This is a genomic window from Streptococcus sp. V940 (assembly GCF_054353495.1).
In genome coordinates this window covers 1,030,273-1,052,776 of the sequence record NZ_JBTHHZ010000001.1, presented here as the reverse complement: position 1 = coordinate 1,052,776, position 22,504 = coordinate 1,030,273, and the positions used below count along the sequence as shown (strand labels likewise).

Below are 22,504 nucleotides of genomic sequence, written 5' to 3'. Positions count from 1 at the left end.
TTTTGATACGCGTTTAATCAAGCAATCTCTAGAGGTTTTATTTACTCAAGTATTGGTCAGTTTGCTTGTATCGACTCTGTATTTCTGGATTTCTCCCTTATCTTATGCAAGTAGCGAGTTGATTGCACGAACCTCTCCAACCATTTGGGATGTTCTCATTGCTATCGCGGGTGGGATAGCAGGTTTCATTGGTTCAAGGAAAAAAGAAGCAAACAATATCGTACCAGGAGTAGCCATCGCAACAGCTCTGATGCCACCTATCTGCACTGCAGGATATGGTTTAGCTAATGGAAATGTACGATTTTTATTTGGGGCTCTTTATCTTTTCTTGATCAACTGTGTCTTTATCATGCTAGCCAACATTGTTGGAACAAGAATTTTGATGAGAAAATCTCCTTTAACTTCATTTAAAGAGCTGAGCATTAAAATGAGAATTGGCTTGATATCTTTGATTGTATTGTTGATTCTTCCAGCTAGCTATTCGGCAGTTACTCTGACAATAGAACAAGCGCGCAAAGAAGGGATCAAACAGTTTGTAGGAAAAGAGTTCGCCAATTATACGGTTATTAATCAAGTCTACAAGTCAAGTAACAATGAATTGGTCTTGACGGTTGTTGGAGATCCGATTTCAGAAGAAGAATTAGAAACACTCCACCAAAAACAAGCCTCTTACGGTATTCAATCTGTTCAATTGAAAGTGAATCAAGTTCAGAACTCGCCAACATTAGATAGTGAAGCGACCAAGGAATTTTATGAAAACATTGACAAGTATATTGATCAAAAACTCTCTGAAAAAGATTCACAAAACGATCTCGTAAAAGAAAATGAAGCAGACAAGGATTGAGGACAATGAACTGAATCGGTTTTTACGCCGTGTTTTTCTTGTATCTTCCTCTTTCTTACTTATAGCAGGTTGTTTTTGCTTGAATAAGAAATAAATTAGAAGTTCTATCATCTAAGAAAAATGATGAACAAAAAATCATTTAACTAATGGTGTGAACGTTTAGTGTTTATCAGCTCCATTCTCTGTAATTTTGGGGGTAAAATCCACACCATTCGGATAAAATTAGTTGAATTTGATTGGAAAAAAGCTTTTATAAAAGCGGAGAAAAGTCTTGATATTACGCTGTTTTTAGTCCAACTGAAATTCATACTTTCCAAACCAGGCTTGAAAAAAGCTCGTAAAGCATCACAATTTAGTAAACGTTAAAACTTATTTAAACTTATTGAAAGCATTTCGTATCAAAAATACGGGATGCTTTTTCTGTTCACCCCAAATTTTTGTAACTAGGTGATACTTGAAATTAATACAAATTTGGTTGTTTTTGATAAATCTAAGCAACACTACATGATGAAGTGAAAGGGGATGAATCTTTGATAGTATTCACTTATTGTGAAATATGATATATTTATTAATTAGATGGATGAATACTTCTAGAGTTAAATATAGTATAATAGGGACATACTTTTTGGTTTATTTTTGTTTGTAGTCGGATTATGAAAGAATATCCAATATTATGCGATAAGATAGAATGTTACAAAAAAGAAAGGGGATGCAATCCGATGAAGAAAGACAGATTAATTGTATTGACAGATGCTGTTCTAGCAATTATTATGACCATCTTGGTTTTAGAGTTAGAAAAACCAACAACACCAAGTCTTGAAGCTTTTTGGGATTTACGGCAAAATTTCTTTGCTTGTTTTCTTTCCTTTTTCTGGTTGGGATCGTTATGGATGGCACTAAACACATTATGGGAAAAGGTTGAGAAAATTTCCTCAGAAATTATTTGGTGGAATTTGTTTCTACTCTTGGAGCGGCAGGAGTTCTCTTTGGAGAATTTCATGCCATCCAAGATACCAGTCTGAATGATGTGGTGGACCGGATCTATATAAATGTCAAGGATTTACCGTTTCAGTCCTTGGGAGCTTTAGCTAATATCCTGTCTGATATTAAGAAGGGACTGATTCAAGACAGTCATATCTGGTCTTTCTTCCAGTCATTTTTCAAACAATATCAGTTGATAATCAGCTTAAATCAGATCTATCAGTTTGTCTATCTTTCTCTGATGGAGATCATGTCCTATCTTCACTTTGATTATTGGAAAAAAACGGCTCGGTCAGGAGCTAGTATGAATAAGGAGAACAAATGAAACGTTTAAAAATGTTATGGCATATTATGCAGGTTACGGGTTTTACTCGGTTTGCTCTGAGTTTTGTGACCTTTGTTTTTGGGTCAGGAGGCGTGCTTTTCCTAGTTGAACCTGCTATCACAAATTACGGAGACGGTCTTTGGTATGCTTTTGTGACTTCGACGACTGTCGGCTACGGGGATCTCCTAGCTGTGACCTTGATTGGAAGGATTACCAGTGTCTTCTTGACGATTTATGGGCTCATATTTTTTGGCTGTTTATCAGCTGTTATTTTTAATTATTATACCAATTTAAATAAGGAAAGAGGAGAGGACAAATGACTGCCAATTATTCAACACGGGAATACCGTGAGAAATTATACGATGACCTTCATGTTCGATTGAGAGATACAGCGATTTTGATGTGTGCAATTTTTATTGCCTCTATCGGACTAAATATGAATTCAACAGCTGTCATTATAGGAGCCATGTTGATTTCACCTCTCATGACACCGATTGTTGGACTGGGATTCGGTTTAGCTATTTTTGATACGCGTTTAATCAAGCAATCTCTAGAGGTTTTATTGACTCAAGTGTTGGTCAGTTTGCTTGTCTCGACTCTGTATTTCTGGATTTCTCCCTTGTCTTATGCAAGTAGCGAGTTGATTGCACGAACCTCTCCAACCATTTGGGATGTTCTCATTGCTATCGCGGGTGGGATAGCAGGTTTCATTGGTTCAAGGAAAAAAGAAGCAAACAATATCGTACCAGGAGTAGCCATCGCAACAGCTCTGATGCCACCTATCTGCACTGCAGGATATGGTTTAGCTAATGGAAATGTACGATTTTTATTTGGGGCTCTTTATCTTTTCTTGATCAACTGTGTCTTTATCATGCTAATCAACATTGTTGGAACAAGAATTTTTATGAGAAAATCTCCCTTAAGTTCATTTAATGAGCTAAGCATTAAAATGAAAATTGGGTTGATATCCTTGATTGTATTGTTGGTCCTTCCAGCCAGCTATTCAGCAGTCACTCTGACGATGGATCAAGCGCGCAAAGAAGGGATCAAACAGTTTGTAGGAAAAGAGTTCGCCAATCATACGGTCATTAATCAAGTCTACAAGTCAAGTAACAATGAATTAGTCTTGACAGTTGTTGGAGATCCGATTTCAGAAGAAGAATTAGAAACAATCCGCCAAAAACAAGCCTCTTACGGTATTCAAACTGTTCAATTGAAAGTCAATCAAGTCCATAATTCGACAAAATTAGATAGTGAGATGACCAAGGAATTTTATGAAACTATTAACAAGTATATCGATCAAAAACTCTCTGAAAAAGATTCACAAAAAGATCTCGTAAAAGAGAATGAAGCAGACAAGGATTGAGGATAGTCAACTTATCTAACTCGAGGAAGCAAATCTTGGGAGAATATCCTATATCCAAAAGATAGTGGATAGAAAGGATCGTTGATGAGGATACCATTTGTGGTGGTTTGACCAATCACTACTAGCTCAGCTTAATCAAAATATAAAAAAGCAACAACTGAAATAGTTGTTGCTTTTTTAGTGGCTGGGATTTTGTCCCAGATTATATGGTTTATTTTTCAACTCGTGATTTGTTGGCAATATCTGCGAGAATCAATTCTACAAATGCATCTACTGGCATAGTTTCAGTTTCTTTTTGACCATAACGGCGAACGTTTACGGCTTGCTCTTCCATTTCCTTGTCACCAACGATCAATTGGTAAGGAATTTTTTGAGTTTGAGAAGCACGGATCTTGAACTGCATTTTTTCATTGCGTTCATCCACATCGGCACGAACACCACGGTCACGGAGTTTCTTAGCTACTTCCCAAGCGTAGTCTACGTGTTTTTCGTTAGAAACTGGGATAAGAGTCACTTGGTGAGGTGCAAGCCAAGTTGGGAAAGCACCTTTGTAGTTTTCAATCAAGATAGCTGTAAAGCGTTCCATGGTTGAGATAACACCACGGTGAATCATAACTGGGCGATGTTCTTCACCATCAGCTCCGATGTATTTAAGGTCGAAGCGTTCTGGAAGCAAGAAGTCAAGCTGGATGGTAGAAAGGGTTTCTTCTTTACCAAGGGCTGTCTTCACCTGGATGTCCAATTTTGGTCCGTAGAAGGCAGCTTCCCCTTCAGCCTCAAAGTAATCCACGCCCATCTCGTCAAGGGCTGCACGAAGCATAGTTTGAGCATTTTCCCACATCTCATCGTTATCAAAGTATTTGTGAGTATCTTGAGGGTCACGAAGAGAGAGGCGGAAGCGGTATTCGTTTAGGTTGAAGTCCCCATATACATCAATAATCAACTGAAGGGCACGTTGGAATTCTTCTTGGATTTGTTCTGGAGTCACAAAGAGGTGACCGTCGTTAAGAGACATTTCACGCACACGCTGAAGACCAGTCAAAGCACCTGATTTCTCATAGCGGTGCATCATACCGATTTCAGCGATACGGATTGGCAACTCACGGTAAGAGTGTACATGGTGTTTAAAGACTTGGATGTGGTGTGGGCAGTTCATTGGACGAAGAACGAATTCTTCACCGTCACCCATGTCCATAGTTGGGAACATATCTTCTTGGTAATGATCCCAGTGACCAGAAGTCTTGTAAAGCTCTACAGAAGCAAGTGGTGGAGTGTATACGTGTTGGTAGCCAGAAGCCAACTCTTTGTCGACGATATAGCGTTCCAATTCACGACGGATAGTGGCACCATTTGGTAACCAGAATGGAAGACCTTGACCAACTTCTTGAGAAATCATGAAGAGATCAAGCTCTTTACCAAGTTTACGGTGGTCACGTTCCTTAGCTTCTTCACGCACTTGAAGGTAGTTCTTCAAGTCTTTCTTGTCGAACCAAGCTGTACCGTAGATCCGTTGCATCATAGCGTTGTCGCTATTTCCACGCCAGTAAGCACCTGCTACATTGAGAAGGTGGAAGATTTGGATACGGCCTGTTGATGGGACGTGTGGCCCACGGCAAAGGTCTACATATTCACCTTGACGGTAGATGGTCAAACCACCTTCATCTTCAGAGTGTTCTTCAATCAATTCCAATTTATATGGGTCGTTCTTGAAGATTTCACGCGCCTCGTCTTTAGTCACTTCTTCACGGATAGATGGGAAGTTTTCTTTAACGATTTTTTGCATTTCTTCTTCGATGCGAGGAAGGTCTTCGTTAGAGATTTGACCAGCTTGGTTATCTGTATCGTAGTAGAAACCATCTTCGATAGCTGGACCGACACCCAAATGAATGTCTGGGAAAAGGCGACGAGCAGCTTGAGCGAACAAGTGAGCAGCTGAGTGACGCAAGATTGGAAGAGCATCTTCGTGATCGGGTGTCACGATTTCGATGCTTCCGTCTTCAGTAATAGCACGAGTGGTGTCAATCAATTTGCCGTTAAACTTACCAGCAAGAGCTTTTTTAGCTAGGGAATTGCTGATAGATTGGGCAATTTCAAAAGTAGTAACGCCAGATTCGAATTCACGAACAGCGCCATCTGGGAAAGTAATTTGAATCATGATTTTCTCCTTATAATCTTTTAAATATCTTAGTTATAGTGAAACTCTTTTTGATTTCTTCATCAAAAAAACAAAAAAGCGACATCCTAAAAAGGACGTCGCAACGTGGTTCCACCTTCATTTATGTTCCTCAAAAAAGAGGGACACCTCTGATTGGCTCTAACGTGGCCACCGTTTTATGTTTGCATAAAAGTCAGTAGAGTAGTATCAGTATAGTCTTCCTATGCGTTCTCAGCAACCACGCACTCTCTGGTAAAAAGGTTCTAAGTGACTTGTCTCTATGCATTATTATAGCATGATTGCGAGATTTTTCAAGGTTTTTGTGAAAGTTTTTTATTTTTCAGTTTTTGCACTATATTCTTAATAGCGACACCGACAGCCATACCCGCGAGGGCAAAGATTTCATAGGCTAGGAAGTAGAGAAGGATAAATTCTCCGAAAGTAATGATGGTAAAGCAAAAGAGTAAGCCAACTCCAATTAACCACCAAACTGAGAACTTGAAACGATAAGAGTAGAATAGTGATACTATGAAAGTCACCAGTGGAGAGAAGATAATAACGTTGCCGATGGTGAGCTCCTTTAAGGTAGAGTTGACAGAAATAGTCCATAATAACAACTCATAAAGTGGCCAATAAAAGAATAATATGACCAGATAGTAGGGGAGATATTGCGAGAATTTACGCATGGTAATCACCTCTCTTTTCAAGATGTCAACTTAGATATCCTTCCTATAACTATTATAGCACTTTTGCGGTAAGAATAGTAAATCAGTTGACAAAGAACTTAGTTCTTGGTAGAATAAGAAATGTCGTAAAGACAAATAACTTCTTCTTGGTTACAGGCATGCCAACCTGTCACTCGGATGAAGCCAAATAAAAAGGAGAAACATCATGGCAATCTCAAAAGAGAAAAAAAATGAAATCATTACACAATATGCACGTCACGAAGGTGATACAGGTTCAGTAGAGGTTCAAGTTGCTGTCCTTACTTGGGAAATCAACCACCTTAACGAACACATCAAACAACACAAAAAAGACCACGCTACTTACCGTGGATTGATGAAGAAAATCGGTCGCCGTCGTAACTTGCTTGCATACTTGCGTAAAAACGACGTTAACCGTTACCGTGAGTTGATTAACTCTCTTGGACTTCGTCGCTAATCATGATGCTAAGGGCGTTAAAAATCCGTATGAAAATAGGGAAACGACACCGTGTTCGATGAACACAAGGAGTTTCATCTTTTTCACTAGGATTTTAGCCCGAGCTCAAATCAGCTCTCTGACTTCAGAGGGCTTTTTATTTTCGTCACCATACCTCGATATACTCAAGTATAATCTTCGGTTACGGTTCCTAGAACTGTAAGGTAAAATAAACCAGACATGTCTCCCTTTAGGGAGATTTTTTGTTTCACCAGGATTTTAGCCCGAGCTCAAATCGCCCTCTGACTTCAGAGGGCTTTTTTATGTGCATTTTTCTAGTCTTGCTCATGATTTAGAAATGTGGTATACTATTTATTAAAATTGTCTAAATTTTTAATTTTTGTCAAAGGAGGGTTTCATGCTTTCCAAATTTTCTGGAAGTCATCAAAACCTGAGATATTGTTTTTTACTAGCTATTCTGTTAGGAGCATTGGGAATCTCTCTGTTTCTGGCAGTTTCTATGGGTTCTGTTCAAATTAGTTTGAGTGATACCTATCGGATAATTTTGAGTCAGTTAGGGGCTCCTTTTGAGATAGGAGACATTTCAAAGTCTACGCTTGCTATTGTTTGGAATATGAGATTGCCACGGGTTTTTCTTGCTTTGATTGTGGGTGCAGGCCTTTCCATGTGTGGTAGTGTCATGCAGTCAACTGTCAACAATCCAATAGCAGAGCCCTATGTATTAGGAATTTCAGCCGGGGCAACCTTTGGAGCAACTTTGAGTATTATTCTTGGATTTAAAGTTATGATTGGTCTAGGTTCTTTCCTAGGAGCGATTTTAGCAACAGTTGCAGTTCTTCTCATTGCGTCTATGCAGGGCAGGATGACAACTTCTAGCCTCATTTTATCAGGGACGGTTGTCAATGCACTATTTTTGGCTTTTTCAAACTTTATTATCTCTATTGGGGCCAATGCTGATAGCGTTATGACCATCAAGTTTTGGACCATGGGTTCTTTAGCGGGGACCTCATGGGCTCACTTAACCTTACCAACTATAATCGTGGGAATCGCCTTTTTATTTTTCTCTACACAATACCGTGTTTTCAATGCCATGATGATGGGAGATGAGGCGGCTTTGACTTTGGGAATTCCCTTGCGTTTTTACTGGTATCTCTATGTGACGATTGTAGCTGTGATGACAGCTATCTTGGTATCGACCTGTGGGATTATCGGTTTTGTCGGTTTGATTACACCTCATCTAGCCCGAAGTTTGGTAGGGACAAATTATAGAAGACTTTTTCCGATAGCAACCTTACTAGGCGCCCTCTTTGTCGTCTGGGCAGATGTCTTTGCTCGCGTTCTGATTCAAAATGCTGAACTTCCGATTGGTATTTTCACGGCCCTAGTAGGTGCACCTTTCTTTATCTACATGGTTGCAAGTAGACGAAGGGAGGTGAGAGTCTGATATGGACTTAATGTGCCAGGATATTCACTTTGGAATCGGAGAAAAAAAGATTCTCAAAGGAGTCTCACTTAAACTTGAGGGAAACCAATTTCATACTATTTTGGGACCAAATGGAAGTGGAAAGACCAGCTTGCTGAAACTCTTCTATCGACAGGAAAAGCCGAATCAGGGCTTGATTTCTTTAGATGGGAAGCCTCTAGACCAAATGAGCGTCAAAGAAACGGCAAAGCAGATGGCTGTCATCACGCAGTTTAATCAACTTCAGTTTGATTGTACGGTTGAGGAGATTGTCATGCTGGGTAGAACACCCCATCTCTCTTTCTTGCAAAAGGAAAAAGATAGAGACTTTGCTTTGGTTGAGGATGCTTTGGTCAAGGTAGATCTGCTTGAAAAGAGAAATCGACTCTACTCTTCTTTGTCAGGAGGAGAGAAGCAGCGGGTTCTGTTAGCACGCGCCTTGGCCCAAGAGCCGACCCTCTTGCTCTTAGATGAACCGACCAATCATTTGGATATCAAGTATCAGCTAGACTTATTGACCATTGTCAAAAATCTTCAGATCAATGTGCTAGCTGTCTTGCATGATATTCAGCTAGCTTGTCGCTATTCAGACTATCTCTACCTAATGAAAGAAGGGGAGATTGTTTACCAAGGTTCTCCAAAAGAGACCATCACACCCGAGTCAGTGCAGGCTGTCTATGGCGTTCAAAGTAAGGTAACTTGGACAGAAGATCAGCAAGCCATGATTCACTATTTATAAAAATTAAAAGGAAAATAAAAACATGAAAAAAACACTTAGTATTTTACTTGTAACAGTAGCTACCTTATCTTTGGCAGCTTGTGGTAACGCATCTAAAGAAACAGCAAAGGCACCGGCTACAACAGAAGCTAGTCAAAAAGCTAATACAGAAACCAGCTATCCTGTAACTATCAAAACTTATGATGCTAAAGGAAATGAAGTCGAACAAGTCTTTGAAAAGGCACCTGAAAAGGTCATCACCAACAACCTCTCAACAACTGAAATCCTACTTGAACTCGGTTTGCAAGATAAAATTGCTGGCATGCTCAATCCTGATAATGCTGTAACTGGTAAATACAAGGATGCTATTGAAGCCATCCCTCACATTGGTGATAAAAAATCTGTCTCACAAGAAACAGTTCTTTCTTATGAACCAGATGCCTTGATGGGACGCAACATGATGTTTTCTGAAAAGTCAATGGGAACCATTAGTGCTTGGAATGAAAACAAAATCCCTGTTTATACGCAAAAAGCTTCACTTTCAACTATCCAACAAGATTTAGGAAATATCGTAGAAGATGTGAAGAATCTTGGTACCATTTTCAATGTCCAAGACAAGGCGAATCAATACGCAGAACAATTACAAGCTAAAATCGATGCGGTTAAAAAAGCTAACCCAGAAACACAGGGTGAAAAGAAAAAAGCTTTGATTATGGTGGCCTACAATGACGAAACCTTTGGTGCCTACAAGTCAGCCCTTCAGGAAAGCTTGCTTAACCAACTTGGTTATACCAATGTCGCAACGGGAACTTCTGGTTTGACCTTGGAAAATCTAGTATCAATGGATCCAGAGTTGATTATCTATGTAACTAGTGACCGTAATCAAAAGTTAGATGAAAAAGCAGTGGATTTGATGAAGGCAAATGCTGTTTTGGAAAATGTACCAGCAATCAAGAATCAAAAAATCATGACTATCTCTTACGATGAGTTGATGGACTACGGTCCTGCAGTGATTGATTCCCTTGAAAAAATCAATGACTTTATCAAGAAATAAGGAGTTTAACTGGGAAGGGATTCGAGTTAGGGTCAGTCTTCCTTCAAACTATGATCCTAAACAAGCCTATCCACTTGTGCTTTTAAATGATGGACAATTGGACTATTTGTCAGACTTGTCTCAATCTGTAATTTTAGTGGGTTTGATTCCAGAAAGCCGTCTGAATGACTTTACACCTTGGAAAGCTAGTGCTTTAAAAGAAGGGGCTCCGGATTTTGGTGGGAAGGTAGAAGCCTATCATGAGAAGCTCTTTCAAGGAATTCTAACAACTCTAAAAAAAGCCTACTTGATTGATGAAAATAGGATTGCATATGGTGGTTATTCACTGGGTGGTCTTGCTGCTATCTATAGTCTTTACAGTAATCATCTCCCCTTGGCCTGTATCTTCTCTATCTGTGGTTCTTTCTGGTATCCAGACTTTACAGAATTTTGTAGGGAACATGATTTGATACAGAACCAGAGCCGTATTTATCTGCAAAATGGGCAGACAGAAGGTGCCAATCATTCCAATCGTCTGTCTAAGGCTCCTATTTATGCCAGAGACATTCATGATCTGATTTCAGAGAAAGTGCCTTCGACTTATTGCACATTTGATGCTTATGGGCATCATGAAGCTCTTAAGGAACGTTATCACTATTTTTGTGATTGGCTGAGAGACGAGTGGAAGCTCAAGTAACCCTATAACACTCCTTGTTCATCGCAACGAGGAGTGTTTCTCTTGTATGCTTGTCCTTAGAATTTTCAAGCGATTACCCTTGACGGAAATCCCTCCCTGTAATAAACTAAATTATGGTATAATGAGAAGATAGATAGAATCGAGGAAATTATGTCATTTACACAATTTAAATTTAAAAAATATATAGAAGAAGCCTTGGAGGAGTTGAAGTTTACGACTCCTACCGAGGTTCAGGAAAAGTTGATTCCTATTGTCCTGGCAGGTCGTGACTTGGTTGGTGAATCAAAAACAGGTTCAGGTAAGACTCATACCTTCTTGCTTCCAATTTTCCAACAGTTGGATGAAGAGAGCGATAGCGTGCAGGCAGTTATCACAGCTCCAAGTCGTGAATTAGCGACTCAGATTTACCAAGCTGCTCGTCAGATCGCAGCACATTCAGATGTTGAGATTCGTGTTGTGAACTATGTTGGTGGTACAGATAAGGCTCGCCAAATTGATAAACTGGCAAGCAACCAGCCCCATATCGTTATAGGAACACCAGGTCGTATTTATGACTTGGTCAAGTCTGGTGATTTGGCTATCCATAAGGCTAAGACCTTTGTAGTCGATGAAGCTGATATGACCTTGGATATGGGATTCTTGGAAACAGTTGATAAGATTGCAGGTAGTCTTCCTAAGGACTTGCAGTTTATGGTCTTTTCAGCGACTATCCCACAAAAATTACAACCATTTTTGAAGAAATACTTGTCAAATCCTGTCATGGAGAAAATCAAGACCAAGACAGTTATCTCTGATACCATTGACAACTGGTTGATTTCGACAAAGGGTAGAGACAAGAACGCTCAGATTTATGAGTTGACTCAAGTCATGCAGCCATATCTCGCTATGATTTTTGTCAATACAAAAACTCGTGCGGATGAATTGCACACCTACCTAACAGCTCAAGGCTTGAAGGTGGCTAAGATTCATGGAGACATTGCTCCTCGTGAACGCAAACGGATCATGAATCAGGTGAAAAATCTTGATTTTGAGTATATCGTAGCAACTGACCTGGCTGCGCGTGGGATTGACATCGAAGGTGTCAGCCACGTTATCAATGATGCCATTCCGCAAGACCTGTCTTTCTTTGTTCACCGTGTTGGACGAACTGGACGTAATGGTCTACCAGGTACAGCCATCACCCTCTATCAACCAAGTGATGACTCTGATATTCGTGAGTTGGAGAAATTAGGAATCAAGTTTGTACCTAAGGTTGTTAAAGATGGAGAGTTCCAAGACACTTATGACCGTGACCGTCGTGCCAATCGTGAGAAAAAGCAGGAAAAACTGGATATCGAAATGATTGGGCTGGTCAAAAAGAAAAAGAAAAAAGTCAAACCAGGCTATAAGAAGAAAATCCAGTGGGCGGTCGATGAAAAACGCCGTAAAACCAAGCGTGCTGAAAGTCGTGCCCGTGGACGTGCAGAACGTAAAGCTAAGCGTCAAACGTTTTAGAATTGAGACAGTAGAACCAAGTGGTTTTACTGTTTTTTTTGACTCTTAAAGCCTAAGATAGTATAAGTAAAAATCGCTAATTAATTTGAATAGCAAAAAAAATGTCTTAGAGACTGATGCTATAGGATTTTTAATCAATACTTTGATTCCAGAAAATATTTGAAAATATTCTTAATTTATGTTATTCTAAAAAAAACAGATTTTAAAAAAATATTAAATCTGTTAAAGAAAAGAGGTCATTATGGCAAAAGGAATGTTTAAGCAAGAACGTTTTTCGTTTCGTAAAATGAAAGTTGGATTGGCATCTGTGGCTATCCTCTTTGCTTTTGCACAACTTGGACAAGTTTCGGCTGATGAAACTAGTAAAGTTTCGTCAAGTGAAATTACTAAGGTAACTGAGGCACCAAAAGTAGTTGAAGAAGTCAAATCGCCTATTGAAGTTGCAACTGAAGAAATTGCAGCAGAAAGTGAGAAACCTGTTGTAAAAGAATCAGAAGCAAAACCAGGCGATTTAATTGATGTTTCTACCAAACTATCACCTATTGATGTCAAAGAAAGTCAAGAAGGCAATCAAAAAGTCCATGTAGAAACAGCGACTGCAGAAGTTTCAAAAACAGAAGTGATTGCATCTAAAGATGAGACAATTCCGGCACCAGCAACGACGACTACTGAAGGTACAGTAACTGGCAAGGATGAAAAAGGAAATACATTTACTCAGTACGAACGAGTAGACAAGACAACAACTGTGGAAATAACTAAAACACCACCAACAGTAAAAAAAGCAGGAGCAGCTGATATTGTTTTCGTGGTTGACCGTTCAGGGTCTATGGGTGGAACTATTAATACTGTTCGTAAAAATGTCAATGAGTTTGCAAGAAATCTTGCCAAAGATGGAGTGGCAGCACGTTTTGGATTAGCTACCTTTAGTGATGAAGTTTTTGGACGTAATAGAGGAAAAACAGATGAAGGTACAATTTTAACAAAATTTAACGAATCTTATTTTACATCTGACCCAGCTGAACTTGAAAAAGCCTTAGCAGGCATTAAGATTGCAGATGGTGGAGATTTCGCTGAAACATCTTCACCTGCTCTAACACAAATTGTTTCAACCTATGACTGGTCTAAGTCACCAAAAAATAAAAAGTTTGTCGTATTGTTGACAGATGCTCCAATGAAGCAAGATGCCTCAGTCCCAACTATTGCCGAGACACTTGCGTCTTTAAAAGCAGCAAATATTGAAAGAATTGTTGCAACTTCGACATCTTTTGGGACCGATATTAGCTATAAAGATTTTGTATCTGAAGGTCGATTAATGAAAATTGACAGTAACTTGGCTGACTCTTTAACTAAGGATGCAGCTTCATGGATTGTGGAAACAGTCGGTGAAGGCCGTCAATACAAGGTAACAAAAGACAACTACCAATTCTACTTGGAACGTCGTACAACTGTGCCAGTTTTGGAGCAGAAAGAAACTCCTAAACCAGCACCTACTGCCTACAAACCAGAACCGGCTAAACTTCCTGAAACAGGAAGCAATGATACAAGAAATCAAAGTCTCATGGGACTTGGTCTATTGTTCGCTGGACTTGGATTAGCCCTAGGAAACAGAAAATCTAAAGAACAGTAAGATAAATTAATAAAAACAAAACACCTGAGTAGAGCTATATTGGCTTTTTCAGGTGTTTTTTGATTATGAGTTTTGGTACTAACAAGAAAATAAAAACGCTGAAATCATTGATTTCAAGCGTTTTTTTGAATGACTTACTCTACTCCCACTCAACGGTTGCAGGTGGTTTACTTGTGATATCATAGACGATACGGTTAACGTGGTCGACTTCGTTTACGATACGAACAGAGATTTTTTGGAGAACCTCCCAAGGAATCTTAGCGAAGTCAGCTGTCATACCATCGATAGAAGTGATGGCACGGATAGCGATGGTGTAGTCGTAAGTACGACCGTCACCCATAACACCTACTGAACGAACACCAGTATTAACAGTGAAGTATTGCCAGATGTCGCGGTCAAGGCCAGCTTTAGCGATTTCTTCACGAAGGATAGCATCTGACTCACGAACAGTTTCAAGTTTTTCTTCAGTGATTTCACCCATGACACGGATCGCAAGTCCTGGACCTGGGAATGGTTGGCGCCATACGATGTGGTCTGGCATGCCAAGTTCTGTACCAAGAGCACGAACTTCATCCTTGTAAAGAGTGTTAAGTGGCTCGATGAGTTCAAACTGCATATCTTCTGGAAGTCCACCAACGTTGTGGTGAGACTTGATAGTTTGAGCAGTATCAGTACCTGATTCGATAACGTCTGTGTAAAGTGTTCCTTGAGCCAAGAATTTCACATCTTTTAGCTTGCTTGCTTCGTCATCAAAGACATAAACAAATTCATTACCAATAATCTTACGTTTTTGTTCAGGGTCAGATACACCAGCCAATTTATCAAGGAAACGTTTGGCAGCATCTGCCTTAACGATGTTCAATCCAAACTTACCACCAAGCATATCCATAACTTGGTCAGCTTCCCCTTTACGGAGTAGACCATGGTCTACGAAGATACAGATCAATTGGTCTCCGATAGCTTTTTGGAGAAGAACCCCAACTACAGAAGAGTCAACACCACCAGAAAGTCCGAGAAGAACACGTTTATCTCCAACTTTTTCACGGATTTGTTTGATTTGCATCTCGATGAAGTTATCCATAGTCCAGTCACCTTTGGCACCACAGATATTCAAGGCAAAGTTACGAAGGATATCATAGCCGTAAACTGAATGACGGACCTCTGGGTGGAATTGGATACCATAGATTTTCTTGTCTGGATTTTCAATAGCTGCATAAGGACAGTCGGCTGATGTACCAGTACGGACAAAGTCTGCAGGAATTTCTGTAACAGCATCTCCGTGACTCATTAAGACAAGTTGCTCATCTGGAGTACCCGCAAAAAGAGCTGATTCTGTGTGAGTCAATGTTGATTGACCGTATTCACGGTTACCAGCATCACCTGCAGGAACAACCTTACCACCAAGCTTGTGAGTCAATAGCTGCATACCATAGCAGATTCCCAAAATCGGAATTCCAAGTTCAAAAATCTCTGGATCAATATCAAACGATCCTTCTTCGTAAACAGAGTTTGGACCACCTGAAAGTACAATCCCGATAGGATTGATAGCACGGACTTCGTCAGCCGAAATCTTGTGACTTTTTAGTTCTGAAAAGACACCAATCTCACGGATACGACGTGAGATGAGTTGGTTGTACTGGCTACCATAGTCCAGTACGATGATCTTTTCGACATCTTGCAAATCAGTTGAAATGTTGCTCATCTTTTCCCTTTCTTGAAAGAAATATCTTCTTGAATATTCTATCATAAAAGGGTTAGAATTACCAACCAAACAAGTGCGGTTTGACTTTTCCCTATGAGATAGGGTACAATGGAAAAAATAAAGAAAAGAAGTGATCAAGCATGTTACCAGCTTATATGAAAATCCATGACCAAATCAAGAAAGACATTGATGAGGGAAGTTGGAAAATTGGGGAAAGACTTCCAAGTGAGCGAGATTTAGCAGAAGAATTTGCCGTTAGCCGCATGACCTTACGTCAAGCAATCTCTCTTTTGGTTGAAGAAGGGGTTTTGGAACGACGTGTAGGTAGTGGGACCTTTGTTTCAAGCACACGTGTTCAGGAAAGAATGCGTGGAACAACTAGTTTTACGGAGATTGTTAAAGCTCAAGGGAAAACTCCGTCTAGTCACTTGATTTCTTATCGTCGAACCATTCCAAATGAGCAAGAAGTGGCTAAACTTGGTTTACTGCCAACTGACAATATCATTCGTATGGAGCGTGTTCGTTATGCGGATAAGGTTCCTGTTGTCTATGAAGTGGCGTCGATTCCTGAGAAATTTATCAAAAATTTCAAAAAAGAAGAAGTAACCAAGCACTTCTTTCAAACCTTGCAGAAACATGGTTATCGGATTGGTAAATCTCACCAGACCATATACGCACGTTTAGCCAAAGAAAAGATAGCTCATTACTTAGAAGTTGAAAAAGGGCATGCTATTTTAGGTTTAACTCAGGTTTCTTACTTTGATGACGGAACGGCTTTTGAGTATGTAAAGAGCCAATACGTCGGGGAACGTTTTGAATTTTATCTAGAAAATAATTAGTTTTGACATCACTCTTGAAGTAGCAACCCATCTACTTTAAGAGTTTTTATTTGATTAAGATTGGAAAACATTTTCCGAGTGAGAAAAATAGTAATCCAACGAGTAATTTTTAAAAATTCGTGTTATAATAGTTAAGTTATATGGTCCCGATAAGGTGGTAGGATTGTTTGCAAAGACTCTTCCTACCAGTTCTTTGTAACTCTATAACGAATATTTTTTAAGGGGGGACATTTTTTATGTCAGAACGTAAACTTTTCACGTCTGAATCTGTATCTGAGGGGCATCCAGATAAGATTGCAGACCAAATTTCAGATGCTATATTGGATGCTATTTTAGAGCAAGATCCAGAAGCACACGTTGCTGCTGAAACAGCTGTTTATACTGGTTCAGTACATGTTTTTGGTGAAATTTCAACCAATGCCTATGTCGATATTAACCGAGTGGTTCGTGATACTATTGCAGAAATCGGTTATACCAATACAGAGTACGGTTTTTCTGCGGAGACGGTAGGAGTTCACCCATCCTTGGTAGAACAATCACCAGATATCGCTCAAGGGGTTAATGAAGCCTTGGAAGTTCGTGGGAATGCGGACCAAGATCCACTTGATTTGATTGGAGCTGGAGACCAAGGTCTCATGTTTGGTTTTGCAGTTGATGAAACTGAAGAACTCATGCCATTGCCAATCTCACTCAGCCACAAGTTGGTTCGTCGCTTGGCAGAGCTACGTAAGTCTGGTGAAATTAGCTACCTTCGTCCAGACGCTAAATCTCAAGTTACGGTTGAGTATGATGAAAATGACCAGCCAGTGCGCGTGGATACAGTTGTTATTTCAACCCAACACGATCCAGAAGTCAGCAATGAACAAATCCATAAAGATGTAATCAACAAGGTCATCAAGGAAGTGATTCCAGCTTCTTACCTAGATGATGAGACTAAATTCTTTATCAATCCAACAGGTCGTTTTGTTATCGGAGGTCCTCAAGGGGACTCAGGTTTGACGGGTCGTAAGATCATCGTGGATACCTATGGTGGTTATTCACGTCACGGTGGTGGTGCCTTCTCTGGTAAGGATGCGACTAAGGTTGACCGTTCCGCTTCTTATGCAGCTCGCTACATTGCTAAAAACATTGTTGCTGCAGGTCTTGCTAAGAAAGCAGAAGTGCAATTGGCTTACGCCATCGGTGTCGCTCAACCTGTATCTGTCCGTATCGATACTTTCGGTACTGGGACAGTCGCAGAAAGTAAGCTTGAACAAGCAGCGCGTCAAATCTTTGACCTTCGTCCTGCAGGAATTATCCAAATGCTAGACCTCAAACGTCCAATCTACCGTCAAACAGCGGCTTATGGACATATGGGACGTACAGATATTGATCTTCCATGGGAACGCTTGGATAAGGTAGAAGCCTTGAAAGAAGCCGTTAAGTAAACTAAAAAAAGATTGGTCCTTAGACCAATCTTTTTTATGTTAAAAATTAGTTATCCAGGGTTTTTTACAAAAGCCCAGTTTCCAATAGATTTTGTTCCGTATTCTAACATCATCGTATCTAGTAATTCATACTTGTTTTTTTCATAGAAGCAAACATTTTTTTCAGTACTAGTAATCAAGCCCAAGCGTTTGCAGCCTTTGGATTTAAGATAAGGTTCAACACCTTCTTGTAGAAAAGCACTCCCGATTCCTTGGTTTTGACTAGAAGCGTTTACACCTAACATCATCAAATACCAGTCAAAATTTCCTGATCTTTTCAAATGCTGTTCGGAACGTTCCACCAAATCAAGATATCTCAAGAGATTGCGCGGAGTAATAAAACGGAAAAGCTTGACCATACCATTCAGCAAATAAGATAGAATGGAAAAATCCTTTTGTTGCAGGAGGGCAACGGCCATGATTTCCCCGTCTTGTTCAGCTATCAGACAGGTCTCTCCTTTGATATAGAGTTTGGTCAGAAGGCTATCCAATAATTCTAAGAATGCTGGGTAATATTCTGTTTTTTTTAAATCATCTTTGATAAGAGTCATGAAAGGGTAGTCCATAAAGGCATCAGCCAACACTTTTCCAATTTTTTGATATTCATCTAGCCTGGCTTCTCTGTATACTATTTCTTTCATATCAAACTCCTTCATTAAAATCTCTCTATCTATTATAACGAAATTTCTCATATTTTTCGATTGAAATGTGAAATTTTCACAAAAAAGCTTTATTCACAATAATTTATTTAAAGATATAAACAAGAAAAGGTATTAAAAACCCCCGCAGTTTTAACTGTAGGGTAGATTAATTCTATTTTGTAGGGATTGAAATCTCAATCAATTTATCAGAATAGAGGGTTTTAATATTTGCCTTATCAATAGCCTGTTGATTAATTTTACGACTGAGGAAAAATTCTTTGATTTTTTCCATTTCTTTTTCACGGATTGCCCGATGTTTATTGGAAATGAGGATTTCGTAATGAAGTGGAGCCTGAGTAAAAATAACATCTGTATTTCCCGCAGAATAAACCTCTACAAGCGTTGCGTCGGTACATTCTAGCTGACTTTTAACAAGTTGCGAGTGTGAATTTGTAGTATTGATAAGCTTCATAGGGATTCCTCCTGTATTTCTATGTCTATTATAGCACTTTTTGGGAAATTTGGTAAAGATAGTTTAAATTTGATGTTGTTTTTTCCAAGCTTCAATCGCCCATTTGTGACTTCCACGTTTTAAGTTAGCAATAGCTTCATCGATTGGGAACCAAGCTAAGTGATTGAAGTCCTCGAGAGGTTTTTGGATTTCTTGATAAGAAGTAGCTTCGTAGAGATAGGCTGGATTGTAGTAGTAGGTATCACGATGTCTAGAATAAAAATATTCATCAGCTTGCCCATAGTAGGTGCCGATTTCAGCTGTAAATCCTAATTCTTCAATCAATTCTCGTTTGAGAGCTTCAAGGTGATTTTCACCTTCTTCGATTTCACCTCCTGGTAAGAACCATGCACCATTTGGAGCTTGTACGAGGATAATCTTTTCATGATTTGCATCAGGTATGACTGCATAAACGCCATATCTATTTTTGTAGGTAACTCCCTCTTTTTTTTCTCCAAATGCTGGATTTGTCATAAAGTTCTCCTTCGTGAGTGCGCTTTCTTTCTATAATAGTAAAGAATGTTCTTACTGTCAAGTAAGAACATTCTTTTGTATGTGAGGAACTAGTCGTCTGACTCAACTGTTTCTATTTTATTTTTTGGCTTAATCAGGATTTTCCCCTTACTTGTCATGACTGCCTTGAGCTCTTTTTCGCTTGGATTTTCAAGGTAATAGTCCGTAATGGCATCTTCGATATAGTCCTGAATAGTTCGACGTAGTGGACGAGCTCCCATTTTTGGATCGTAGCCAAGGTCTACAAGTTTTTCTTTCACCTTATCTGTAACTTCGAGATGGATGTTGTTGCTTGAGAGTCGTTTATTTACATCATCCAGCATGAGGTCAACGATTTGAAGGAGATTTTCCTTGCTGAGAGCCTTGAATTCGATAATCCCATCGAAGCGGTTCATGAACTCAGGGCTAAAGAAGTTGCCTAATTCTCCAAGGACAGAGTTAGTACGACCTTCTCTAGCTGCACCAAATCCAACACTAGCTTCAGCTTTGCCTGTACCTGCATTTGAGGTCATGATAATAATGGCATCCTTAAAGCTAACGGTTCGCCCTTGACCGTCCGTTAAACGGCCGTCATCTAAGACCTGAAGGAACATGTGCATGACATCAGGATGGGCTTTTTCTACTTCGTCTAGTAGAATAAGTGAATAAGGATTGCGACGGACTTTTTCAGTCAGTTGTCCCGCTTCATCGTAGCCAACATAGCCTGGAGGGGCACCGACGAGTTTGGCAACGCTATGTTTTTCCATGTATTCGCTCATATCAAAACGAATCATGCTATCAGCAGAACCAAAAAGCTCAATAGCTAGTTGTTTAGAAAGTTCTGTTTTACCGACACCAGTAGGACCAACAAAGAGGAAACTACCGATTGGACGGTTTGGAGTTCCAAGGCCAACACGGTTACGGCGGATAGCCTTAGCAATCTTATCAACTGCATCATCTTGACCAATAACATGAGCCTTGAGATCATCTGCTAGGTTGATGAGTTGAGATTGCTCTTTTTCTTTCAAATCACCAACTGGAATATTAGTTTTTTGCTCAATAATATGTTCAATCGTCTTTTCACTGATAATTGGAGTATCCTGATCCGTTACTTTTGTCTTTTGCATTTCTTTATATTTAGCAATCTGGTCACGGAAGTAGGCAGCTTTCTCAAAATCTTCATCTCGAGTGGCTTGGGCCTTAAGATTTTCGGCTTCGATTAGGCGTTGATCAATAACCTTAGGATCAACAAAGTTTAGCGTTAGGTTCATTTTAGAACCAGCTTCATCCAGAAGGTCGATGGCTTTGTCTGGTAAGAAACGATCTTGGATGTAGCGGTTAGAAAGAGTAGCAGCGGCTTCAATAGCAGCGTCTGTATAATGAACGTGGTGATAATCCTCGTATTTCTTTTGAATACCTTTGAGGATAGTGATAGTTTCTTCCACTGATGGTTCATCAACCTTAACAGGTTGCATACGTCGTTCTAGGGCAGCATCTTTTTCAATGATGCGGTATTCATTGAGAGTAGTAGCACCAACAAGTTGAAGTTCGCCACGAGCAAGGGCAGGTTTGAGGATGTTTCCTGCATCCATATTACCGTCTCCAGCAGAACCAGCACCAACGATTTCATGAATTTCGTCGATAAAGAGGATAATATCCTCACGTTTTCGGATTTCCTCCATGAGTTTCTGCATGCGTTCTTCAAACTGGCCACGAATTCCTGTACCTTGGACAAGACTAACGACGTCTAAGCGAATGACTTCTTTTCCTTGAAGTTTATGGGGAACGTCACCATCAACAATTTTCTGAGCGAGACCCTCAACAACTGCTGTTTTACCAACACCAGGCTCACCGATAAGAACAGGATTGTTTTTGGTTCTACGGTTAAGAATTTCAATGACACGGATGATTTCTTCGTCACGACCGATAACAGGGTCTACATTTCCACGACGAGCAATCTCAGTTACATTGATACCGTACTCTTCCAAGAGTCCTTTTTCTTGACTAGGAGGAGGTGTTTGAGCAGGCCCTCGATTTTGGGAACCGTAACCACCATTACCACCATATCCACCACCTGACTGGGTTGGAGGAACATTGTTATTTGAAGAAGGTCTAAAGTTATTCAGATCGTTAAAGAAGTCTCCAAATGGATCAAAATCACGATTGTTTAAATCTGTAATCCCTTTAAATAGGCTATTGTTAGGATCCGTTTTGATAATTTTGTAGCAATTTTGACAAAGGTCGATTTGCTTTTGTTGTCCATTGATATTGGTATAAAGATGGATTGTTGAGTCATTGATTTTGCAGTTTTGACAGAGCATACCTCTACCTCGTTTCTTTCTCTGCTTTGACTAAAACGAAAAGGTCAAAAATAGTCAAAGTTCTTTAGTTTCATTATATCATGATTGAAGGGGAAAGCAAGTAAAAAGATTGAGTCCTAGAACTCATGATAAGAGAGTTTTGTAAATGAAATATAGGGATAAAAAGAAAAATCCTATTTGTCATGCAAAAAGGATTTTCATTGGTCAAAGCAGTAGACTTCTCCGGCATTTATTCAACAATTAGTATAAAAGTTCGTAGATTTCCATCGCAATGAGGTCGATGCTATCAAATGTATATGTTTCACGAGCTTCAACGTCACGAAGTGTAAAGAGTGGTCCGTTTTCTTCGTCGTGGTTAAAAGCAACCTCTGCGACAACAACTCCTTCGCGTTCAAAGTTACGTTTTAAGTTACCACCATCTTTAGTCATTGCTTCTAAGCGATTGATGATTCTAACCAAATGTGATTCCATTTTGATTCTCCTCCATTTCTTATCTTTACTATTTTACCATAAACAGACTCGACTTGACTAGAAAAAAACTAAGATTTCTCGCTATTTCTCTCGTCTTTGAAAATTTATTGAAAATATTAGGAGAAAATGTTGAATTTTTATGCAAAATATGTTATCCTTATACAAGTTTTAAGTTTAAATATTAAAAACAGAAAGTAG

22 protein-coding genes are annotated in these 22,504 nt (G+C 39.5%); 14 read left to right on the top strand and 8 right to left on the bottom strand.

What is annotated here, in order from left to right; genetic code table 11:
• The 5 genes from ACXYSM_RS05265 to ACXYSM_RS05245 form a co-directional block, all read left to right on the top strand.
• The coding region (locus ACXYSM_RS05265; RefSeq protein WP_458634604.1) for a DUF389 domain-containing protein at positions 1–844 on the top strand (844 nt) is incomplete at its 5' end.
• Positions 845–1,563: 719 nt separating this feature from the next.
• Positions 1,564–1,866, top strand: a complete 303-nt coding sequence (locus tag ACXYSM_RS05260; RefSeq protein ID WP_006151097.1) for a TMEM175 family protein — start codon at positions 1,564–1,566, stop codon at positions 1,864–1,866.
• Positions 1,791–2,150, top strand: a complete 360-nt coding sequence (locus ACXYSM_RS05255) for a hypothetical protein (protein ID WP_000397555.1) — start codon at positions 1,791–1,793, stop codon at positions 2,148–2,150. The genes ACXYSM_RS05260 and ACXYSM_RS05255 overlap by 76 nt, the downstream gene beginning before the upstream one ends.
• On the top strand, positions 2,147–2,470 hold the full coding sequence (locus ACXYSM_RS05250) for a potassium channel family protein (RefSeq protein WP_000825751.1): 324 nt from the start codon (positions 2,147–2,149) through the stop codon (positions 2,468–2,470). The genes ACXYSM_RS05255 and ACXYSM_RS05250 overlap by 4 nt, the downstream gene beginning before the upstream one ends.
• Complete coding sequence (locus ACXYSM_RS05245) at positions 2,467–3,516, top strand: DUF389 domain-containing protein (protein ID WP_458634603.1); 1,050 nt, start codon at positions 2,467–2,469, stop codon at positions 3,514–3,516. The genes ACXYSM_RS05250 and ACXYSM_RS05245 overlap by 4 nt, the downstream gene beginning before the upstream one ends.
• 211 nt (positions 3,517–3,727) lie before the next feature.
• On the opposite strand, the gene thrS is transcribed toward ACXYSM_RS05245, so the two are convergent.
• Positions 3,728–5,671 (bottom strand): threonine--tRNA ligase, encoded by a 1,944-nt coding sequence (thrS, locus tag ACXYSM_RS05240; RefSeq protein ID WP_458634602.1) that lies wholly within the window; start codon positions 5,669–5,671, stop codon positions 3,728–3,730.
• A gap of 311 nt (positions 5,672–5,982) precedes the next feature.
• The gene (locus ACXYSM_RS05235) at positions 5,983–6,357 is read right to left on the bottom strand and encodes a hypothetical protein (protein WP_458634601.1); all 375 of its coding nucleotides are present in this window, start codon (positions 6,355–6,357) and stop codon (positions 5,983–5,985) included.
• 205 nt (positions 6,358–6,562) lie between these two features.
• On the opposite strand from ACXYSM_RS05235, the gene rpsO reads away from it, so the two are divergent.
• From rpsO to ACXYSM_RS05200, 7 genes are all read left to right on the top strand, one after another.
• Positions 6,563–6,832, top strand: coding sequence for a 30S ribosomal protein S15 (gene rpsO / locus ACXYSM_RS05230; RefSeq protein WP_458634600.1), 270 nt, complete (start codon positions 6,563–6,565; stop codon positions 6,830–6,832).
• Between the two features lie 397 nt (positions 6,833–7,229).
• Positions 7,230–8,276, top strand: a complete 1,047-nt coding sequence (locus ACXYSM_RS05225; RefSeq protein ID WP_458634599.1) for a FecCD family ABC transporter permease — start codon at positions 7,230–7,232, stop codon at positions 8,274–8,276.
• Position 8,277: 1 nt separating this feature from the next.
• Entirely contained in the window at positions 8,278–9,033 is a 756-nt protein-coding gene (locus ACXYSM_RS05220) for an ABC transporter ATP-binding protein (protein ID WP_281137421.1), read from the top strand.
• A gap of 22 nt (positions 9,034–9,055) precedes the next feature.
• On the top strand, positions 9,056–10,066 hold the full coding sequence (locus ACXYSM_RS05215; protein WP_458634598.1) for an ABC transporter substrate-binding protein: 1,011 nt from the start codon (positions 9,056–9,058) through the stop codon (positions 10,064–10,066).
• Positions 10,047–10,742: an alpha/beta hydrolase-fold protein gene (locus tag ACXYSM_RS05210; protein ID WP_458634597.1), complete on the top strand. Its 696-nt coding sequence runs from the start codon at positions 10,047–10,049 to the stop codon at positions 10,740–10,742. Before ACXYSM_RS05215 ends, ACXYSM_RS05210 begins: the two co-directional genes overlap by 20 nt.
• Positions 10,743–10,892: 150 nt before the next feature.
• Positions 10,893–12,236, top strand: coding sequence for a DEAD/DEAH box helicase (locus ACXYSM_RS05205; RefSeq protein WP_458634596.1), 1,344 nt, complete (start codon positions 10,893–10,895; stop codon positions 12,234–12,236).
• A gap of 241 nt (positions 12,237–12,477) precedes the next feature.
• On the top strand, positions 12,478–13,863 hold the full coding sequence (locus ACXYSM_RS05200) for a VWA domain-containing protein (RefSeq protein WP_458634595.1): 1,386 nt from the start codon (positions 12,478–12,480) through the stop codon (positions 13,861–13,863).
• Positions 13,864–14,002: 139 nt separating this feature from the next.
• Here the strand turns inward: ACXYSM_RS05200 and guaA are convergent, their stop codons facing one another.
• Positions 14,003–15,565, bottom strand: coding sequence for a glutamine-hydrolyzing GMP synthase (gene guaA / locus ACXYSM_RS05195; protein ID WP_458634594.1), 1,563 nt, complete (start codon positions 15,563–15,565; stop codon positions 14,003–14,005).
• A 140-nt stretch (positions 15,566–15,705) separates the two neighbouring features.
• On the opposite strand from guaA, the gene ACXYSM_RS05190 reads away from it, so the two are divergent.
• Both ACXYSM_RS05190 and metK read left to right on the top strand, forming a co-directional pair.
• Positions 15,706–16,404 (top strand): GntR family transcriptional regulator, encoded by a 699-nt coding sequence (locus ACXYSM_RS05190; protein ID WP_006153641.1) that lies wholly within the window; start codon positions 15,706–15,708, stop codon positions 16,402–16,404.
• A gap of 236 nt (positions 16,405–16,640) precedes the next feature.
• Positions 16,641–17,831 (top strand): methionine adenosyltransferase, encoded by a 1,191-nt coding sequence (gene metK, locus ACXYSM_RS05185; RefSeq protein WP_458634593.1) that lies wholly within the window; start codon positions 16,641–16,643, stop codon positions 17,829–17,831.
• Positions 17,832–17,881: 50 nt separating this feature from the next.
• Here metK and ACXYSM_RS05180 read toward each other — a convergent pair whose 3' ends face one another.
• The 5 genes from ACXYSM_RS05180 to ACXYSM_RS05160 form a co-directional block, all read right to left on the bottom strand.
• A complete protein-coding gene (locus tag ACXYSM_RS05180) occupies positions 17,882–18,511 on the bottom strand; it encodes a GNAT family N-acetyltransferase (RefSeq protein ID WP_458634592.1) in 630 nt (209 codons plus the stop codon).
• A gap of 172 nt (positions 18,512–18,683) precedes the next feature.
• The gene (locus tag ACXYSM_RS05175) at positions 18,684–18,983 is read right to left on the bottom strand and encodes a DUF1827 family protein (RefSeq protein ID WP_458634591.1); all 300 of its coding nucleotides are present in this window, start codon (positions 18,981–18,983) and stop codon (positions 18,684–18,686) included.
• A 63-nt stretch (positions 18,984–19,046) separates the two neighbouring features.
• Entirely contained in the window at positions 19,047–19,496 is a 450-nt protein-coding gene (locus tag ACXYSM_RS05170; protein WP_414277103.1) for an NUDIX hydrolase, read from the bottom strand.
• An 89-nt stretch (positions 19,497–19,585) separates the two neighbouring features.
• A complete protein-coding gene (locus tag ACXYSM_RS05165) occupies positions 19,586–21,835 on the bottom strand; it encodes an ATP-dependent Clp protease ATP-binding subunit (RefSeq protein WP_458634590.1) in 2,250 nt (749 codons plus the stop codon).
• Between the two features lie 240 nt (positions 21,836–22,075).
• On the bottom strand, positions 22,076–22,306 hold the full coding sequence (locus ACXYSM_RS05160) for a DUF1797 family protein (RefSeq protein ID WP_004253825.1): 231 nt from the start codon (positions 22,304–22,306) through the stop codon (positions 22,076–22,078).
• Positions 22,307–22,504: the final 198 nt, after the last annotated feature.

What these genes read in the sequence shown, in the direction of transcription:
- ACXYSM_RS05260 (WP_006151097.1), top strand. Translation starts at nt 1,564, where the DNA reads ATGAAGAAAGACAGATTAATTGTATTGACAGATGCTGTTCTAGCAATT.
- ACXYSM_RS05250 (WP_000825751.1), top strand. Translation starts at nt 2,147, where the DNA reads ATGAAACGTTTAAAAATGTTATGGCATATTATGCAGGTTACGGGTTTT.
- ACXYSM_RS05245 (WP_458634603.1), top strand. Translation starts at nt 2,467, where the DNA reads ATGACTGCCAATTATTCAACACGGGAATACCGTGAGAAATTATACGAT.
- thrS (WP_458634602.1), bottom strand. Translation starts at nt 5,671, where the DNA reads ATGATTCAAATTACTTTCCCAGATGGCGCTGTTCGTGAATTCGAATCT.
- ACXYSM_RS05235 (WP_458634601.1), bottom strand. Translation starts at nt 6,357, where the DNA reads ATGCGTAAATTCTCGCAATATCTCCCCTACTATCTGGTCATATTATTC.
- rpsO (WP_458634600.1), top strand. Translation starts at nt 6,563, where the DNA reads ATGGCAATCTCAAAAGAGAAAAAAAATGAAATCATTACACAATATGCA.
- ACXYSM_RS05225 (WP_458634599.1), top strand. Translation starts at nt 7,230, where the DNA reads ATGCTTTCCAAATTTTCTGGAAGTCATCAAAACCTGAGATATTGTTTT.
- ACXYSM_RS05220 (WP_281137421.1), top strand. Translation starts at nt 8,278, where the DNA reads ATGGACTTAATGTGCCAGGATATTCACTTTGGAATCGGAGAAAAAAAG.
- ACXYSM_RS05215 (WP_458634598.1), top strand. Translation starts at nt 9,056, where the DNA reads ATGAAAAAAACACTTAGTATTTTACTTGTAACAGTAGCTACCTTATCT.
- ACXYSM_RS05210 (WP_458634597.1), top strand. Translation starts at nt 10,047, where the DNA reads ATGACTTTATCAAGAAATAAGGAGTTTAACTGGGAAGGGATTCGAGTT.
- ACXYSM_RS05205 (WP_458634596.1), top strand. Translation starts at nt 10,893, where the DNA reads ATGTCATTTACACAATTTAAATTTAAAAAATATATAGAAGAAGCCTTG.
- ACXYSM_RS05200 (WP_458634595.1), top strand. Translation starts at nt 12,478, where the DNA reads ATGGCAAAAGGAATGTTTAAGCAAGAACGTTTTTCGTTTCGTAAAATG.
- guaA (WP_458634594.1), bottom strand. Translation starts at nt 15,565, where the DNA reads ATGAGCAACATTTCAACTGATTTGCAAGATGTCGAAAAGATCATCGTA.
- ACXYSM_RS05190 (WP_006153641.1), top strand. Translation starts at nt 15,706, where the DNA reads ATGTTACCAGCTTATATGAAAATCCATGACCAAATCAAGAAAGACATT.
- metK (WP_458634593.1), top strand. Translation starts at nt 16,641, where the DNA reads ATGTCAGAACGTAAACTTTTCACGTCTGAATCTGTATCTGAGGGGCAT.
- ACXYSM_RS05180 (WP_458634592.1), bottom strand. Translation starts at nt 18,511, where the DNA reads ATGAAAGAAATAGTATACAGAGAAGCCAGGCTAGATGAATATCAAAAA.
- ACXYSM_RS05175 (WP_458634591.1), bottom strand. Translation starts at nt 18,983, where the DNA reads ATGAAGCTTATCAATACTACAAATTCACACTCGCAACTTGTTAAAAGT.
- ACXYSM_RS05170 (WP_414277103.1), bottom strand. Translation starts at nt 19,496, where the DNA reads ATGACAAATCCAGCATTTGGAGAAAAAAAAGAGGGAGTTACCTACAAA.
- ACXYSM_RS05165 (WP_458634590.1), bottom strand. Translation starts at nt 21,835, where the DNA reads ATGCTCTGTCAAAACTGCAAAATCAATGACTCAACAATCCATCTTTAT.
- ACXYSM_RS05160 (WP_004253825.1), bottom strand. Translation starts at nt 22,306, where the DNA reads ATGGAATCACATTTGGTTAGAATCATCAATCGCTTAGAAGCAATGACT.